This is a genomic window from Xylanibacter brevis ATCC 19188 (assembly GCF_000621725.1).
In the GTDB taxonomy this organism is placed as follows: Bacteria; Bacteroidota; Bacteroidia; order Bacteroidales; family Bacteroidaceae; genus Prevotella; species Prevotella brevis.
Window position 1 is genome coordinate 61,166 of the sequence record NZ_JHXM01000004.1, and the last position, 18,195, is coordinate 79,360.

General features: G+C 49.6%; 16 protein-coding genes. 9 read left to right on the forward strand and 7 right to left on the reverse strand.

Annotated features, from left to right (window positions below; all coding sequences use genetic code 11):
• Nucleotides 1-999: 999 nt before the first annotated feature.
• From T433_RS0103155 to T433_RS0103175, 5 genes are all read right to left on the reverse strand, one after another.
• Nucleotides 1,000-1,302 (reverse strand): TIGR04076 family protein, encoded by a 303-nt coding sequence (locus T433_RS0103155; RefSeq protein WP_027449537.1) that lies wholly within the window; start codon nt 1,300-1,302, stop codon nt 1,000-1,002.
• Nucleotides 1,295-1,996: a 4Fe-4S binding protein gene (locus T433_RS0103160; RefSeq protein WP_044109137.1), complete on the reverse strand. Its 702-nt coding sequence runs from the start codon at nt 1,994-1,996 to the stop codon at nt 1,295-1,297. Before T433_RS0103160 ends, T433_RS0103155 begins: the two co-directional genes overlap by 8 nt.
• A gap of 79 nt (nt 1,997-2,075) precedes the next feature.
• Nucleotides 2,076-2,462 carry a C-GCAxxG-C-C family protein gene (locus T433_RS0103165; RefSeq protein WP_027449541.1) on the reverse strand — a complete coding sequence of 129 codons (387 nt, stop codon included), beginning with the start codon at nt 2,460-2,462 and terminating at the stop codon, nt 2,076-2,078.
• Nucleotides 2,463-2,613: 151 nt separating this feature from the next.
• A complete protein-coding gene (locus tag T433_RS0103170; protein ID WP_027449542.1) occupies nt 2,614-3,141 on the reverse strand; it encodes a hypothetical protein in 528 nt (175 codons plus the stop codon).
• A 27-nt stretch (nt 3,142-3,168) separates the two neighbouring features.
• Nucleotides 3,169-5,388, reverse strand: coding sequence for a GH92 family glycosyl hydrolase (locus T433_RS0103175; RefSeq protein WP_027454818.1), 2,220 nt, complete (start codon nt 5,386-5,388; stop codon nt 3,169-3,171).
• A 145-nt stretch (nt 5,389-5,533) separates the two neighbouring features.
• Here T433_RS0103175 and T433_RS0103180 point away from each other — a divergent pair, with 145 nt between their 5' ends.
• Entirely contained in the window at nt 5,534-6,154 is a 621-nt protein-coding gene (locus tag T433_RS0103180; protein ID WP_027449544.1) for a flavodoxin family protein, read from the forward strand.
• Nucleotides 6,155-6,184: 30 nt separating this feature from the next.
• On the forward strand, nt 6,185-7,222 hold the full coding sequence (locus T433_RS0103185; protein ID WP_027454819.1) for an L-rhamnose/proton symporter RhaT: 1,038 nt from the start codon (nt 6,185-6,187) through the stop codon (nt 7,220-7,222).
• A gap of 709 nt (nt 7,223-7,931) precedes the next feature.
• Here the strand turns inward: T433_RS0103185 and rhaD are convergent.
• Nucleotides 7,932-8,741, reverse strand: coding sequence for a rhamnulose-1-phosphate aldolase (rhaD, locus tag T433_RS0103190; protein WP_027454820.1), 810 nt, complete (start codon nt 8,739-8,741; stop codon nt 7,932-7,934).
• A 170-nt stretch (nt 8,742-8,911) separates the two neighbouring features.
• Here rhaD and T433_RS0103195 point away from each other — a divergent pair, with 170 nt between their 5' ends.
• The 3 genes from T433_RS0103195 to recA all read left to right on the forward strand — a co-directional run bounded on the left by T433_RS0103195 (nt 8,912) and on the right by recA (nt 11,938).
• Entirely contained in the window at nt 8,912-9,496 is a 585-nt protein-coding gene (locus tag T433_RS0103195; protein ID WP_027454821.1) for a DUF6621 family protein, read from the forward strand.
• Between the two features lie 31 nt (nt 9,497-9,527).
• Entirely contained in the window at nt 9,528-10,766 is a 1,239-nt protein-coding gene (locus T433_RS0103200) for a saccharopine dehydrogenase family protein (protein ID WP_027454822.1), read from the forward strand.
• Between the two features lie 140 nt (nt 10,767-10,906).
• The gene (gene recA / locus T433_RS0103205; RefSeq protein ID WP_027454823.1) at nt 10,907-11,938 is read left to right on the forward strand and encodes a recombinase RecA; all 1,032 of its coding nucleotides are present in this window, start codon (nt 10,907-10,909) and stop codon (nt 11,936-11,938) included.
• 83 nt (nt 11,939-12,021) lie between these two features.
• Here recA and T433_RS0103210 read toward each other — a convergent pair whose 3' ends face one another.
• Nucleotides 12,022-13,350 carry a hypothetical protein gene (locus T433_RS0103210; protein ID WP_027454824.1) on the reverse strand — a complete coding sequence of 443 codons (1,329 nt, stop codon included), beginning with the start codon at nt 13,348-13,350 and terminating at the stop codon, nt 12,022-12,024.
• A gap of 170 nt (nt 13,351-13,520) precedes the next feature.
• On the opposite strand from T433_RS0103210, the gene dnaK reads away from it, so the two are divergent.
• From dnaK to T433_RS0103230, 4 genes are all read left to right on the forward strand, one after another.
• Nucleotides 13,521-15,419 (forward strand): molecular chaperone DnaK, encoded by a 1,899-nt coding sequence (dnaK, locus tag T433_RS0103215; RefSeq protein WP_027449551.1) that lies wholly within the window; start codon nt 13,521-13,523, stop codon nt 15,417-15,419.
• Nucleotides 15,420-15,617: 198 nt separating this feature from the next.
• Nucleotides 15,618-16,181, forward strand: a complete 564-nt coding sequence (locus tag T433_RS0103220) for a helix-turn-helix domain-containing protein (RefSeq protein ID WP_027454825.1) — start codon at nt 15,618-15,620, stop codon at nt 16,179-16,181.
• Nucleotides 16,178-17,467 (forward strand): site-specific integrase, encoded by a 1,290-nt coding sequence (locus T433_RS0103225; protein WP_027454826.1) that lies wholly within the window; start codon nt 16,178-16,180, stop codon nt 17,465-17,467. The genes T433_RS0103220 and T433_RS0103225 overlap by 4 nt, the downstream gene beginning before the upstream one ends.
• A 367-nt stretch (nt 17,468-17,834) precedes the next feature.
• A complete protein-coding gene (locus T433_RS0103230; RefSeq protein ID WP_027454827.1) occupies nt 17,835-18,194 on the forward strand; it encodes a helix-turn-helix domain-containing protein in 360 nt (119 codons plus the stop codon).
• Nucleotide 18,195: the final 1 nt, after the last annotated feature.

Here is an 18,195-nt window from a genome sequence, read left to right on the forward strand (position 1 = left end):
CAGTCCTGTTGCCCGTTCCACTGAGTAAAGGCCTTCGCATTGCCCTGATTGTCGAAACGAGCAACGCAGAAAGCCCCACGTAGAATGAATATAGTAGTAGCTTACAGATATCGTATGGCAACGTGTTGCCATACGAATACACTGAGGGCTGTCTATAAACATCCCAAGGGGCGTCCTCGTTGCCTTGTTTTTGACAATCAGTTCGAGTTTGCGAAGTTCTTACTCAGTCAAAACCAAGGCGTCAGAAAACGCCTATGTCCATGATGTCTGCAAAGTAGCTATTACGCCTCCATCCGTTTTCAAAACATAGGTGGCAGCCACAATGCATCTGCAAAGATACAATTTATTTCTGATATAAGCATCAAAGTGATTCGAATTTACACTTTATTTAATGGAAAAGGGATTTTCATCAAACTTATACCCCAAAAGGTGAACCAAATCACCTATCGGTCCTCATGTATTCATTTTTTAATGGCATCAAGGTGTAACTTTTTGCTTATTTCATACTAAATCAGAAATGAAATGGTGCATAGTAATGCCACTATTTGCTTGCTTTTACGATGCAATAGTGACACTCTTAAGATGCAATAGTGGCGCTTTTAAGACGCAATAGTTTAGGTTTTGATCTGATTCTAGGGGCTAGATTGGGCGAATCTAGCCCCTGGATGTGGTGGTTCTAGCCCCTAGAAGTGGCATTCCTAGGGGCTAGAAGTGGATGTCCTAGGGGCTAGAACCAAAACAATGGGGCGCAGTTTAGACTTTAGAATGGGCACTTCTAGACTTTAGAATGGGCACTTCTAGACTTTAGAATGAGCTGTTCTAGACTCTAGAATTACTCTGTCTAGACTTTAGAATGACTCTAAGAGTGGCACTTTTAGCCGGAGAAAGTGTAGCTTTTGGTAAGTAAGAGCTATGGGATTGGCTTGCGATAGTAGTGCAATAGCGATGCACAAGCGGCGATATTGTGGGCTACGAAGGGTAAAAAAAAGAAGTAACCGACTATTCGATTACTTCTATTAGAAAACTGAATGGACGGAAACCGTCGTTACAGCTTATCATGGCGCTATGGGGGTTCTGCATCCAACCGTCGTAGAAGTTGCCTCCGCCATTGGCCAGGGCCACGACAAACTCTTGCATGGAAGACCAGGCGGAAGGACAGAGACCTTCTGGACGCTGGCCATCGACTGAGATCCACTGCTGCCCCACCCTGACCTCGCAGGCATGCTCTATGGGGTTTTCGTACTGAGCAATGAGGTCGGGATAGACGGTCTGTCGGATGGCTGTGATGCGTACTTTATTCATAGCTGACTACTTTTGTGGGACATGCCAAGGTGCACTTGCGGCACTTGATGCAGTCGGGGTGGAGATAGCCACTGGCCTCGCCACTGGCTTCATAGGGCGACAACTGCATGGGACACACACGGGCGCACAACTTACAGGTGGTCTTGCAGGCACTGCTGACATGGACTGCCTTGAAGCCGGCTGGCAGTGGCTGCTGCTTGGGGGCCACCCAACGCGAGATGGTGCCCATGGGACAGAAGCTGCACCATGTGCGGGGTGCATAGATAAACGAGAGGACGACACCGACGATGGTGGTCATGAGGATGATGGTCCAGAACACGCGACCGATATCGTTCCACATATCGAGTCCGCCAGCGCTCCAACGCACCTGACTGAGCTGGATGCCAAACATGGTGAAGATGAAGAACACCATGAAGAGGCGGAAGCCCGACGTACGTACAAAGCTGGGGATGGGTTTGTGGGGTAAATATTTGGAGAGAAGACGGTCGTAGAGGTTGCCACGCGGACAGATGTTGCCGCACCAGAAGCGACCACGCCAGATGGAGGTGACCACCGGACCAATCATGCAGATGAGTGCAACGAGGCCGACGGCAGGGAAGAACCACGCCACAATGAGATATGTGATGATGATCCAATAGAGCGACAGACCGGGTGCAGCAAAGTGCCTATGAAAGTTTTTCTTCTTTTGTTCCATAATGTTTCTTTAATGTTATTCTGAATATCAATCCTTTAACCTTATGACAAAAACCATACCAAAGGATGTGTGGGGGGGATTATGCATCCAACTGCTGTTCGAGGAACTCGGCGGCATCGGCCACACAGTCGTGACACTCACGAAGCACCACCTTGGTACCTACCCCCTTCAACAGCTTGCACTGGGTAGCACCATTGCGCTGCTGGAACTTGGTCATCATGTCGCGCATCTGCTTCATAGACTTCACCTTGTCTTTGTTGACCATGCCCAGCACCATGCCTGCGCCTACCAGCGCACCGCACGTGCCCTCCATGCAGCCCATGCCCGTGCCAAAGGCACCGGCCATGTTCATGGCTGTGGCCTCGTCGATACCTGCCAGGTCGGCATAGGTGTGGAGTAAGGCCTGTGCACAGTTGTGACTACCACAACGTTTCTTTTCGCTTGCAATATGTTTTCTTGTTTCCATTATATCTATTCCTATCGTCTTCGTTGTAAGACAGCGCAAAGGTACAAACAAGTTGATAGAAAAACGAATTGTTTTTTCTATCATTACATCGAAAAAATCTATAGCAAACAGAATAACATGTCGCTAAATCACCACATTTACGACGCCATTCCTACATCTTTGTCATGTGATAGCCTAGGCGTTTCAACTGAACAGCTGCTCCCATGAGATAGAGTTGATGCAGACTGGACACATAGGCATTGAACGCCTCTTTGGTGCCTGGTTCGATGTTCTGTCGCAACAGTGCATTGTAGATACGTGAGGCGCACTCGCCCACCAACTTCTCGAGCAGGGCATAGGGTGTGTCTTTCAGTAGCAGCACATCCTCGCGCACGTATTCATCGAGGGCGTCGTAGCCACGCTTGTCGCGCATATAGGCGTAGAGGTCGTCCACCTTGGAATAGATGTCCCACTCTTTGTCCCACATCTGAGCCACGGCCATGCCGATGTACATCATCCAGCCCAGGCTAGCCGATGGGAAGTCTTGAAACTCGCGGATGCCATCGGGGATATAGGCCTTGGCGATGTCTTCCCACTTATCCTCTACGTCGGGACACTCGGGCAGTCGCTCATCGACCTCCTGCATGCTGAGCAGGAACTGGTGGAGGTCCTGATGCAGGGTTTCTTCAAATTGTTGCATATACCTTATTTATATTATATATAGTGTTTACATATCAAACTGAAGGGTGCCACCCTCTGCGATTTGCTGATGGGTGAGCATCAGTTGTTTGAGGGGCTTGCCGTTCAGCAGAACGCGCTTCACATGAACGCGAGAGGCGGTCTTGCGTGGTGCAGTGATGACGAAATCGCGTCCGCCAACCAGGTGCAGCGTGGCGCGCTTGAAGAGCGGTGTGCCCAGCACATACTCGGCAGCGCCCGCATTGAAGGGATAGAAGCCTAGCGACGAGAAGATGTACCAGGCTGACATCTGACCACAGTCGTCATTGCCGGCATAGCCACAGGGGGTGGCATTGTAGAACTGGCTACGCACTTGCTCTACGAGCTCCTGGGTGCGATGGGGCCGACCGGCAAAGTTGTAGAGATAGACGGTGTGATGACTGGGCTCGTTGCCATGGGCATACTGGCCAATGAAGCCACTGGCATTGCCATTCACCTCGCCACTGGTGGCCGTGAGCGAGAAGTTCTCGTCGAGTTTCTTCAGGAAGTTGCGCTCGCCACCCAACAGCTCGATGAGTCCCTTGGGATTCTGTGGCACAAACCACATATATTGCCAGGCATTGCCCTCGATGAACGAGGGATTCTCATAACTCAGCGGATCGAAAGGCTCTATCCACTGTCCTTTCTCATCCTTTGGACGGAAGAAGCCTGTCTTCTCATCAAAGAGATTACGATAGAACTCACTGCGACGCAAGAAGCGCTGGTAGTCGGCAGTGCGTCCCAACTTCTTGGCAACAGCAGCCACGCACCAGTCGTCGAAAGCCTGTTCAAGGGTGATGCTGACACTGGTGTTCTGCAGCGTCTGGGGCATGTAGCCATACTTCTCCCACACCTCGAAAGGCGAGTTGAGGTGACTACGCGTGCTGCTCTCGAGCATGGCTTGATAGGCCTCGTCGGCATTGACACCGGGCAGTCCGGCCAAGATGGCATCGGAAAGCACGGGGATGGCATGGTTGCCAATCATGCAGTAGTTCTCTTGTCCCCACAGGTCCCAGATGGGCAGATAGCCATAGGTTTGATGGTGGCGAATCATATCGCGCACGAACTGAGCTGCCACCTCGGGGGCAACGAGCGTATAGAGCGGATGGGCAGCGCGGAAGGTGTCCCACAGGCTGAAGGTGCTGTGGTAGGTCTCGCCACGGGGCATCTGTTTGATTTCGAAGTTGGTGTCCATATAGCGTCCGTCCACGTCGCTCATGGTGTTGGGCTGCATCAGCACGTGATAGAGACCGGTGTAGAAGATGGTCTTTTGCTCGCTGGTGCCATCGATGTCGATACATGATAGTGCCTTCTGCCATGCATCGTGGGCAGCCTTGGCGTAGTGGTCGAAGTCCCAGCTCTGGGCCTCGGCCTTCATATTCTGGCGTGCACCCAGGTTATCGACAGGCGAGATGGCCACCTTGACAGTGAGCTGGCGCCCGTCGGCAGGATCGAAACTGAGTGCGCCACGCAGCGCACGGCCATTGACCACGGGACTCTCGCCAACGCTGCGTGCGCCATCCATCAAGAGACGGCGACTGAAAGGGCGCGAGAACTCGGCACGGAAATAGACCTTGCGCAGTTTGGCCCAACCCGTGATCACGCGAAAACCCTCGATGGTGTGATCATCGACCACGCGCAACTGGCTCTGAATGATCTGGTAGGCTCTGCGCCCAGTGTAGTAGGCCTCGCCACGATAGGTACCCCTGTCCAGGTCGAGGACCACGGTCTGCGGAGCGCCCTGCGGGAAGGTATAGCGATGGATGCCTGTGCGCACGGTGGCCGACAGCTCCACGCGGACACCACTCTCCTGCAGGTCCACCATATAGTAGCCAGGACGAGCAGCCTCGGCCTGATGACTGTAGCGCTGGCCAAAGACGCCTTTTCTCAACTCGGCACTGCGCACCTCATGCGACAAGGGCATCAGGCTGACGTCTATCAGGTCGGTGCATCCCGTACCACTAAGGTGGGTATGGGTGAAACCATAGATAGAATCCCTGTTATAGTCATAGCCGGAGCAGGGGTCCCAGGTCACCATGTGCTCGGTCTCAGGACTCAACTGCACCATGCCTTGTGGCATCGTGGCGCCGGGGAAGGTGGAACCGCTGAGGGCGCCGGTGGCGTCGGTCTGGGTTCCGATAAAGGGGTTCACATACGAGGTGTGATCTGTTGCCAGCAGGCTCGCTGTTATACTGCTAAGCCATAGAATAAAGAAGAATCTAGTTTTCATTTTGGTTCACAAATTTTGTGCAAAGGTACAAATATAATACGCATATCGCCTCATTATTATATATTTTTATCAGGTTTATGGTATTATTCACAGAAATATTAGCTAAATTTGCATGCTGTAATCAAGATAAAAAAATAACCCAAACATGAAGGTACTATTGATAAACGGAAGCCCAAGGGAAAACGGAAACACCTTTACGGCACTGAGCGAGGTGGCCAAGACGCTGAACGAAGAAGGCGTCGAGACGAAGATCATCTCTATCGGCAAGAAGGCCGTTCAAGGATGTATTGCCTGTGGCATGTGTGGCAGAAACAACAATCGCTGCACCTTCCACGACGACCTTTACTACGAAGTGATGCGCGCCATCAAGGACGGCATCGACGGATTGGTGGTGGGCTCGCCAGTGTACTACGGAGGGCCTAACGGTTCACTCTGCGCCCTACTCGACCGCGTGTTCTACTCTCTGGGCAAAGACCTGCAGTTTAAGCCGGCAGCCAGCGTGGTGGTGTGTCGCAGAGGTGGTGCCTCGGCTGCTTTCGACCGGCTGAACAAGTACTTCAGCATACTGAACATGCCTATCGTGAGCTCGCAATACTGGAACATGGTTTACGGACAGACACCAGGACAGGCAGCACAAGACGAGGAGGGCATGCAGACCATGCGCACACTGGGACGGAACATGGCCTGGATGATCAAGAAGCTGAACACCAGCGAGGACGGACATCCGGAACTGGAACCACAGATGAGAACAAACTTCATTAGATAATCATCAATTATTCAACTAATTAACTAAAACATGGAAATTATTATCGGACTATTAATCATTGCGATTGGCGCCTTCTGCCAGTCAAGTTGCTACGTTCCCATCAATAAGATTAAAGACTGGTCGTGGGAGTCGTACTGGATCATACAGGGCGTCTTTGCATGGCTGGTGTTGCCATTCCTGGGTGCCCTGCTGGCCGTGCCCACCGGAGAGTCGCTCTTCGGACTGTTTGCATCGGCACCGAGCTCGAGCTTCTGGATGACCATTCTCTTCGGTGTGCTGTGGGGCGTGGGCGGACTGACCTTCGGCCTGTCTATGCGTTACCTGGGCGTGGCACTGGGACAGAGCATCGCGCTGGGAACATGTGCTGGTCTGGGCACCATCATGGGCCCCGTGCTGCTGAACATATTCTTCCCCGAACTGGATGCGCTGAAGTCGCTCACCTTTACGGTGCTCCTGGGAGTCATCGTCACGCTGACTGGCATCGCTATCATCGGTGTAGCAGGCTCTATGAAGTCGGCCTCGCTCTCGGAGGAGGAGAAGAAGACAGCCGTCAAGGACTTCAACTTCCCCAAGGGACTGGCCATCGCGCTGCTGGCTGGCTTTATGAGCGGCTGTTTCAACGTGGGTCTGGAGTTTGGTAAGGACATCAACTTTGGCGAACTGACCAACCCTATGTTCCGCACACTGCCTGCCACCTTCCTGGTGACGCTGGGCGGATTCGTCACAAACGCTATCTACTGCTTCTACCAGAACCAGAAGAACAAGACATGGGGCGACTACAAGAAAGGCAACGTGTGGGGCAACAACCTGCTGTTCTGTCTGCTGGCCGGCGCGCTGTGGTACTCGCAGTTCTTCGGACTGTCGCTGGGACGCTCTTTCTTCGAGGCTGGCGGCACCATGGACGTGCTCTCTTTCTGCATCCTGATGGCACTCAACGTGGTGTTCTCTAACGTATGGGGCATCATTCTGAAAGAGTGGAAGGGCTGCTCTAAGAAAACCATCGCCGTGCTGCTTTGCGGCATCGTGGTGCTGGTATTCTCATGCTTCCTACCCCAGCTGATAGGCTAGTATAAACTGGAATAAAAAACGAAAGTGCCACTTTCGCTGTGCAATACTGCCACTTTTGCATCCGATCTAGAGTCTAGAAGCGTCAATTCCAGACTCTAGACGCCACCCATCTAGACTTTAGAAACGCTTCGTCTAGACTCTAGCGCCATCCATTCTAGAGTCTAGACGAAACCGTATATCGCAACTATGAGGATGCGAAAGGCTGGCGATTAGGGCGAAAAAGAGGAAATATAAGGCTCGAAAAGGGGGCATACTAATTCCAGAGCATTCCCTTCTTGATATAACAAAAACCATAGAAAACCCCTTTCTGAGACAGAAGCCTCTTTCGAGTCTTTAACGTTGTTGGTGAAAGACTTGCTCGTGAACAAGTTCACGGCCCGTCTTCCACCAACAGCGTTACCCCATTCTGGGGCTGACTGTCTCAAAAAGGAAAAACCGAAAAAAAAGGCCCTCAGGACCCCCTCCTGGCCTCCCCAAGGGGAGGAATGAATAATAAACAGGGGGAGAGGGGATGGATGATGTTGTTCCTCCCCCTTGGGGAGGTTAGGAGGGGGTCCTGAGGTTAGGAGGGGGTCCCATTCAACAAAAAAATAAGCCCCAGCGCTTCACAGCGACGGGGCCTTCTTAGTTTCACTAAATAGTAAGTAATAATGATTATATATATGCTGTCAGTAGTTTTGTTTTTTCTTATTTGCTTTTCGTATATCTCTTAACGCGGCAAATTAAATGCCCGTGTCATCTCTCCCATCTGTTCATCACTCATGCCTTCTGGAGTGAAGCCCATGGCCTTGGCATCGATATAGATCTTGGCACTCTTAGAGAGCACGTCAATCTGATCGAAGGCGTCCATGACGTCTGTTCCCTTGGCAAACACACCATGCTTCTCCCACATCACTACATCATAGTCTTCCAACTCCTTCAGTGTGGCCTCGGCCAACTCGTTAGAACCGGGCAGAGTGTAAGGAACGATGCCTAATCCCAGTGGGCAGAACGCCTTTGTCTCGGGGATCATAGACCAAAGAATCTTGGTCAGCACATCTTTTCCCAGGAACTCTGGATTGTGGCTCATGGCCACCAGTTCGATAGGATGTGTATGCACAGTGGCTTTATAGCCAGAGTTTGTCTCAATCTGTCGAGCATGTACAATCAGATGACTGGGCAGCTCGCTGGTAGGCATCACTGGATTGTCGGCGATAATCACGTATGAAGCGCAATCGTCCAAGATGCGGATCACGGAACCATTGTCCATAGGCCAACGGGCCAAATCACGCATGCGCTTGCCAGTGCCTTTGCAGTAGAAGTAGCATCCTTTCAAAGCCGGAAGTGTGATACCGATCTGCTTTACCTCGCTAATGGCTGGCATCTGACGAATCTCGTCGTCGACATATTCTGTGACGTTAACAGTGATGTTACCACCATTACGTTCTGCCCATCCATTTTGCCACAGGTAGCCTGCGACTTCGGCAATCTTTTCTATCTCTGCACTCAGAACTTTTCTCCCGTCTAAGATACTCTTCATTTGTTTTGTGATTTATTTTTGGTGCAAATTTACACTTATTTTTTGAAATACCAACAATATTATTTGATTTTTTAACCTAAATATTTGATTTTTCCCTTGATTTATGTCAATTCCTTAAAAAAAAGACATTTGTTTTGCTCTACTCTTAAAAAATTTGTAACTTTGCACCTATGAACGAAAAGAACTTTTCTGAGAACATTATTATCGTAGATGCCGACTTCGTGGACAAAGTAGCTTTCGACCTGATAGTCAATTTTGAGCGCATGATTGGACGACGTATTCCACAGGCCGACATGCCACGCTGGACGGAATGTATAGCCCTGGACGGCGGGCTGCGCGAAGGCGAGAACGAGGTGCAGGTGGTGCTGATTCACGAGCCCGAGGCGAAAGGTATGAGCAACTTTGTGCCGGGCGACTTCGAGCAGCTGAACGGTCAGGCCTTCAAAAGCCACCTGGGAGAGTTTGTCTTTTCGGCTATCACCATAGAAGAGCTCACCAACAAAGAGCAACTCTTTGCTGACACGATCCAGCTGTTTGCCAACCAGAAGGAGGTGAAGCGACTGATGATCATTCCGGGTGATAATATATATAATAAGGTGCGCGAAACGGCCAAGAAAATTGACGACGACAAGCGCACCACAGTGTTCTCGATGCAGCCGATGGCTGGTGGCAACTTCCGACAGGAGATACTGGGCTATTCGCTGATGGCCGCCATGGGAATAAGGGGCGACGAGATTAAGCCCGACAATCAATAACAACAGAAGAAAACAAAAAAAACATATCAAGATGAGTAGAGTTTTAATGATTGGCGCCGGTGGCGTCGCAACAGTGGCAGCATTCAAGATTGCACAGAATGCTGACGTATTCACAGAGTTCATGATTGCCAGCCGCCGCAAGGCTAAGTGCGACAAGATCGTTGAAGACATCCACAAGGCTGGCTACAAGTTGGACATCAAGACCGCTCAGGTGGATGCTGACGACGTAGAGCAGTTGAAGGCGCTTTTCAACGACTTCAAGCCCGAGCTCGTGATCAACCTGGCCCTACCCTATCAGGACCTGACAATCATGGATGCCTGTCTGGCATGTGGTTGCAACTATCTGGACACGGCCAACTATGAGCCTAAGGACGAGGCACACTTCGAGTACTCTTGGCAGTGGGCCTATCGCGACCGCTTCGAGAAGGCTGGACTGACAGCCATCCTCGGTTGTGGTTTCGACCCAGGTGTCACCTCTATCTATACGGCCTACGCTGCCAAGCATCACTTCAAGGAGATTCAGTATCTGGACATCGTTGACTGTAACGCTGGCGACCACCATAAGGCTTTCGCCACCAACTTCAACCCTGAGATCAACATCCGCGAGATCACTCAGAAGGGTCTTTACTGGGAGAATGGTCAGTGGGTAGAGACGGAGCCTCTGGAGATTCACAAAGACCTGACCTACCCCGAGATTGGTCCACGCGACAGCTACCTGCTGCACCACGAGGAGATTGAGTCGCTGGTGATCAACTACCCCACCATCAAGCGTGCTCGCTTCTGGATGACCTTTGGCCAGCAGTATCTGAAGCACCTGGAGGTGATTCAGAATATTGGCATGAGCCGCATCGACGAAGTGGAATACGAAGCTCCTCTGGCCGACGGCACAGGCACGGCCAAGGTGAAGATTGTGCCTCTGCAGTTCTTGAAGGCTGTACTGCCCAACCCACAGGACCTGGGCGAGAACTACGAAGGTCAGACCTCAATCGGTTGCCGCATTCGCGGTATTGGCAACGACGGCAAGGAGCATACCTACTATGTATATAACAACTGCTCGCACCGCGCTGCCTACGAAGAGACGGGCATGCAGGGCGTCAGCTACACCACGGGTGTACCTGCCATGATCGGTGCCATGATGTTCTGCAAGGGGCTGTGGAACAAGCCCGGCGTTCACAACGTAGAGGAGTTTGACCCAGATTCATTCATGGAGCAGCTCAACAAGCAGGGTCTGCCTTGGCACGAGATCCACGACGGCGACCTGGAGCTGTAAACCTCTCCCAACCTCCCCCAAGGGGAGGAGGGCCTACGGATAGATCATAAAAATATAGTAATAACCAATAGAAAGCTTGGCAAATCCCCCTGAAACCGCCAGGCACTCCCCTCCTTGGGAGGGGTCGGGGGAGGTTCTAAATGGCTAAAAAAGAATTAGACGCAGAAACGCTGAGCACCCAGCAGGATAAGCTGAAGGCCCTGCAGGCCGCCATGTCGAAGATTGAAAAGGACTTTGGCAAAGGCTCTATCATGCGCATGGGTGAAGAAAAGATAGATAATGTAGAGGTGATTCCCACCGGTTCGATCGGACTGAACGCTGCACTGGGCGTAGGAGGATATCCTAAAGGACGTATCATTGAGATCTACGGTCCGGAATCTTCTGGTAAGACGACACTGGCCATCCATGCCATTGCCGAAGCTCAGAAAGCTGGTGGCATCGCTGCCTTTATCGATGCTGAGCATGCCTTCGATCGTTTCTACGCTCAGAAGCTGGGTGTGGACATTGACAACCTGTATATCTCGCAGCCCGACAATGGTGAGCAGGCACTTGAGATTGCCGATCAGCTGATTCGTTCGTCGGCTATCGACATCATCGTCATCGACTCTGTGGCTGCCTTGACACCTAAGAAGGAGATTGAGGGCGACATGGGCGACTCGGCCGTAGGTCTGCACGCTCGACTGATGAGCCAGGCGCTGCGCAAGGTGACCTCTACCATCGCTAAGACCAACACCACCTGTATCTTTATCAACCAGTTGCGCGAGAAGATTGGTGTGATGTTTGGCAACCCCGAGACCACGACTGGTGGTAACGCCCTGAAGTTCTACGCATCGGTACGTCTGGACATCCGCAAGGTGACAGGCATCAAGGATGGCGATCAGGTCATCGGTAATCAGGTGCGCGTGAAGGTGGTGAAGAACAAGGTGGCTCCCCCATTCCGCAAGGCTGAGTTCGAGATTACCTTCGGCGAGGGCATCTCTAAGATTGGCGAGATTGTGGACCTGGGCGTTGACTACGGAATCATCAAGAAGAGCGGTTCGTGGTTCAGCTATGAAGACTCTAAGTTGGCACAGGGTCGCGACGCTACCAAGCAGTTGCTGAAAGACAACCCTGAGTTGTGCGACGAGCTGGAGGCCAAGATCATGGAGGCTATCAAAGACCAGAACAACTAGTCGAGAGCATTCATCAATAGACAATAAAAAACAGATGGCAAAACGATTTGCCATCTGTTTTTTTATGCCGAATACGGAAATGATCACTTAACGACGCGAAGCACGGTCTTGGTGGCTGAATCGAAGAACACCTCGCTACGTGACTGACTTGCGGTAGAATTATACGTATAGGTGAAGACACCATTTTTATCAGTACCCTTCACATCGGGCTCGCCTAAAGCCAACTTAACTTCTTGCTCCGTGAAGCCCTTACGCACGATGCCCTTCTGGATGTCCATATAGTTCTTTTTGCGAATGCCAGGATACTTTGACGGATCACCTTCGGCAAAGAGATTCGAATAGACATCTTCGCGGGGAGCATCCATATCTTCATCCCATGTGACGTTGTTTTCACTATCCATAGTCACCAACTTATAGTATTTACTGCCAGAGCCGGTGCCAGTCAGTGTCAATCTGACATACTTTGAGTTTGGCATCTTCTGAACATCCGCAATGGTGAATACAGAAAGACGAGCCATCCTGACACGCAGTTTGTGGCTGTCTGTCATATCTGTACGCTGAAGCGTATAGACGACCTTACCACGATATTCGCCATACTCCTTGTCGTCTGTCATATTGTCGTTCACGAGTTCGAAACTGCCCTTGAACGTATGGGGAATCTCCTGAATAGCTGTGAACTCATCATCGCGCATACCGCTATTGATACGACTGATGGCTACGTTCTGGAAGAATTCTCTGCCACGTCTATCTGCCACAATAATCTTGACCGGATAGCTGCGACTTCCCACGCCAATAGCCTTTACCGTCACCTCAGTACCAACGGGCACGTCTGTAACTGCCTCTACGTCATTGCCTTCTAACTCTGAATCTACGTAATAGGTATTAGCCTTCGTGCGGAATTTCTTGTCCTTGAAGAGCTCAATGGCTTTATCTACATCGCCTAAATAGGCCAAGGTGGGCACACCCTGTCGGCTATAGCAGTAGTCGTCGAACGAATAGGAAGGTATCTCATAGTAATATACCTTCCCGTCATCTTCACACAAGAAATTGATATGCTCATGAAGACCGCTGAGCTTATCATGGCCTTTGTAAACCATGATTTTATGTTTCAGCAAGTTACTGCTCACCATATTACCTGTCAGCGAGTCGGTGAAGGTCTTGATAATTAGATCCTTCTTCTCAGGAACCACCATGAAGCGCATACCTTCCTGCCAACTGCACAGATCACTGAAGACGAAGTTACGACTAATGATATCTAGTTTCTCAGCCTCGTCCTCATCTTCACTAAGGGCTTCCATCTGTTGATTTGTCGTCTTATTGGTGCCCTTGGTCTTTACGATGTACTTATTTTGTGCTGCGACATTGAGCCCCAAAAAGGCTGTCATCAGCACTAGAAAGAATGATTTCTTCATTGTTTCTTACTTTATTGTTACGCATGCAAAATTAAACAAAACTTTTCATACTTATGCCAAAATGGCGCAATAATTATAGCTTTCTTGATAAAATTTATGTTTTTGGCATAACCTTTGCTAAATCCTTAGTGACATTTCATCGAATAATAATAAATAAAAAAGAATATATTATGGGAAAGATTATTGGAATTGACTTAGGTACAACAAACTCTTGTGTATCTGTATTCGAAGGCAACGAGCCCGTTGTTATCGCAAATAGCGAGGGCAAGCGCACAACGCCTTCTGTAGTAGGTTTCGTTGAGGGTGGCGAGCGTAAGATTGGCGACCCCGCCAAGCGTCAGGCTATCACCAACCCCAAGAACACCGTTTATTCTATCAAGCGCTTCATGGGTGAGACTTGGCAGCAGACCGAGAAGGAGATTTCTCGCGTACCATTTAACGTTGTTAACGAGGGTGGCTATCCTCGTGTTGACATCGACGGTCGCAAGTACACTCCTCAGGAAATCTCTGCTATGGTACTTCAGAAGATGAAGAAGACTGCAGAGGACTATCTGGGTCAGGAGGTAACAGAGGCTGTTATCACCGTGCCCGCTTATTTCTCTGACTCTCAGCGTCAGGCCACCAAGGAGGCTGGTCAGATTGCAGGTCTCAACGTACGTCGTATCGTGAACGAGCCTACAGCAGCTGCACTGGCTTATGGTATTGACAAGACCAACAAGGATATGAAGATTGCTGTATTCGACCTCGGTGGCGGTACATTCGATATCTCTATCCTCGACTTCGGTGGCGGTGTATTCGAAGTTCTTTCTACCAATGGTGACACACACCTGGGTGGTGACGACTTCGACCAGGTTATCATCGACTGGCTCGTTCAGGAGTTCAAGAACGATGAGGGTGCCGATCTGAAGAGCGATCCTATGGCTATGCAGCGCCTGAAGGAGGCTGCTGAGAAGGCAAAGATCGAGCTGTCAAGCACCACATCAACAGAGATTAACCTCCCCTATATCATGCCTGTTGGTGGTGTGCCCAAGCACTTGGTTAAGACCCTGACACGCGCTAAGTTCGAACAGCTGGCCCACAACCTGATTCAGGCTTGCTTGGTACCTTGCCAGAATGCCGTTCGCGACGCAGGCATCTCTACCTCAGATATCGACGAGGTAATCCTCGTAGGTGGTTCAAGCCGTATTCCTGCTGTGCAGACTCTCGTAAAGAACTACTTCGGCAAAGAGCCTTCAAAGGGTGTTAACCCCGATGAGGTTGTTGCCGTAGGTGCTGCTATCCAGGGTGCTATCCTCAACCAGGAGACTGGTCAGGACATCGTACTGCTCGACGTTACTCCTCTGACCCTCGGTATCGAGACTCTCGGTGGCGTAATGACAAAGCTGATCGAGGCCAACACCACTATTCCTTGCAAGCAGAGCCAGGTATTCTCTACCGCTGCCGACAACCAGACAGAGGTAACCATCCACGTACTGCAGGGTGAGCGTCCTATGGCTGCTCAGAACAAGAGCTTGGGTCAGTTCAACCTCACCGGTATCGCTCCCGCCCGTCGCGGTGTTCCTCAGATTGAGGTTACATTCGATATCGACGCCAACGGTATCGTGAAGGTTTCTGCCAAAGATAAGGCCACAGGCAAGGAGCAGGCCATCCGCATCGAGGCTTCATCTGGTCTGTCACAGGACGAGATCAATCGCATGAAGGCTGAGGCTGAGGCTAACGCAGAAAACGATAAGAAGGAGCGTGAGCGCATCGACAAGATGAACCAGGCTGACTCAATGATTTTCCAGACCGAAACCTTCCTCAACGAGAATGGCGACAAGCTGGGTGCCGACAAGGCCAACGTAGAAGCTGCCGTTAATCAGCTGAAGGATGCTCACAAGGCTGGCGACATCGCTGCTATCGACGCTGCCATGAACAACCTGAATCAGGTAATGAACGCCGCCTCACAGAAGATGTATCAGCAGGCAGGCGCAGGTCAGCCCGGTGCCGATGCTGGTCAGCAGCAACAGCAGCAGACCAACAACACTCAGGACGACATCCAGGATGCCGACTTTGAGGAGGTGAAGTAAGTTTGATAAGCAAATAACAAGCAATTATAGAAATCCCGTATAACTCAAGTAGTTATGCGGGATTTACTTTTAGTTAAACTTTGTAATTTTCTGCCACTTTTCGGATTTTTACCGTATATTTGCACCAAATCGTTAACGCGACACTTTGGTCGGTGATGTTCAACAAACAGTAGTAACACCTTATTATATATAACATTTATGGCTCAGGCAAAATACGAGATTCGAAGGAAATGTCCTATCTGTGGTGCAGTATTCCAGATACGCACCATCGATTCTGTGTATTGTTCCAAACACTGCTCAGATGTTGCCTACAAGAGGAAGAAGGACAGAGAGGCAAAAGAAGCAAAGTATGAACAGCTGGCTAAGGAGATTCCAGACATCAGAGAGTTCCTTTCTGTTCAGGAGGCCGTTGCCGTTTATTGCGTTGAACGAGACACCTTGTATCGCGAGATTCGTAAAGGCAAGATTCCAGCTGTCAATCTTGGCACAAAACAACTAAGATTGAACCGTGCCGACCTTGAACAGCGTTACCCAAGAAGAAAAAAGGTAAGGAAAGCAGCTCAGAAGCCCATTCCTAAGACCTATAATATGGAACCTGAGAACTGCTATACCATCGGAGAAATCTCGAAGAAGTTCAGAATTCATGATTCATCCGTATGGGCGCATATACGCAAGTTCTCCATCCCTACCCGACAGATAGGAAACTATGTTTACGCTCCAAAATCAGAAATCGACAAACTCTATAAATCTATCAAGTTATGAAGACTCCAATGAAGCGCACGGTATTCAAGGTAATACTCCGCAAATCCGAATACAAAGAGCAGTGGTCATTGCTCATTGAAAGTTTTCCTGTCTTTGAGCCTGGCAAGGATAAGCCTTTACGCAAACATGAACCACTTGGGCGGTTTATAACAACTCCTATCTTTGATAAGAATAGTTCTGGTAGGACATTGGCCGATGGCAAAGCCTACTATCGTCCCAAGCGTGATGCCAATGGAATCATCCTGTGCCGTTCACAAAAGGACCAGGAGGCTTGTATCTTTGCCGACAAAGTACGTGACCTCCGTCAGCACGAATATGACAATCAGTCTTTGTACACAGATAGTGAGGCTGAACAAGCAGCTCAAAACGAAAGAGCAAAATGTGACTTCATCAAGTACTTTGAAGAGCTAAAGGACAAACGTCACAGGAACAGTTCCAAGTCAATTCAAGTGAATTGGAAAAGAGAACTGGCATTGATGAAGCTATACACTGGAGGGAAACCTCTTCTTTTCGGTAGCATTGACGTGAACCTCATCGAGGACTACAAGGATTACCTTATCAACGCGCCCCAAGGTGGCAGTAAGACAGGAACCATATCAGCCAATACCGCCTCGACCTATTTCTCGATATTCAAGGCTGGTCTCCACCAAGCCTTCATTGATGGCTACTTGACCATCGACCTTGCAGCCAAAGTTAAGAACATATACTACGAGGAAAGCCAGCGCGAGTATCTGACACTGGAAGAACTCAACCAACTGGCAGCTACACCATGCGATAGTGAAATCCTCAAGAGAGCAGCCTTGTTTTCTGCCTTGACAGGATTACGCCATAGTGACATCAAGCAGCTGAAGTGGCGTGATGTGGTGAAAGATGAGGGGCACTATCGGCTTCTTTTCACCCAGCAAAAGACCAAAGGTGTAGAATACATGCCGATTTCTGACCAAGCCTATTTGCTATGTGGTGAACGAGGCGATGCTGACCGACTTGTATTTGAAGGTTTGCAGGATCCTTCATGGATTAACCGACCTGTCAAGAAATGGATTGAGGCATCTGGTATCACGAAACACATAACCTTCCACTGTTTCCGTCATACCTATGCCACATTGCAACTTACCAATGGCACAGACATCTATACCGTCAGCAAGATGCTTGGTCATAGAAAAGTGACCACAACACAGATATACGCTAAGATTGTCGATGAGAAGAAAGAGGCTGCTGCTGATGCAATTCGCATTTCCCTCTCAAACGACCAGATCAAGTCTCCTGACGGTTCCAATAATCAGTAAACTCATAACGCTACAGCAAGTCGATTTTCATAGCAACTTTCACGTCATTTTTCAAGAAGCCATTCACATTCACGTGTGAGTGGCTTCTTTCGTTTTTGCCCCTTTTTCTATCCAAAAAAATGATGATTTGATGGTGATTCAAATCACCACGAAATCACCATAAAAATATTTTTCATTTATTTGACTACTTATTACATCTGACTATCAGCGAGTTATACAGATTAGGCGGATATAAAAATGATGGACTGATGGTGGACAGAATCATGCCGAAATCACCATTGCATTTAACGATACTTTTGCAGTCGCTTTCTTACCAAAGAGAGTGACTGTAGCATATCGCTGCAGCCAACTTTAACACAATTCTATAATGAATAATGATGTTCTTTCATTCGATGCAATGCCACAAATGGTGGCTACCATCCTCAAGAAGTTGGAGACGCTTGAACATAAGTTCGACGCTCTGCAGTCAAACAACAATGTAGAGGCTGATGCCTGGTTCTCTCTGCAAGACCTATGCAATTACCTCCCTAACCATCCTGCCGAACAGACTGTTTACGGTTGGACAAGTAATCGCACCATTCCTTATCATAAGAATGGTAAGAGTATCATTTTCCGTAAATCGGAAATTGACAACTGGTTAATGCAGACCTCTCGTAAGTCTGTCAATGACATCTACGATGAAGCGCGTGCATACGTAGCAAACAGCTCTATGAGACGAGGAATGTAAT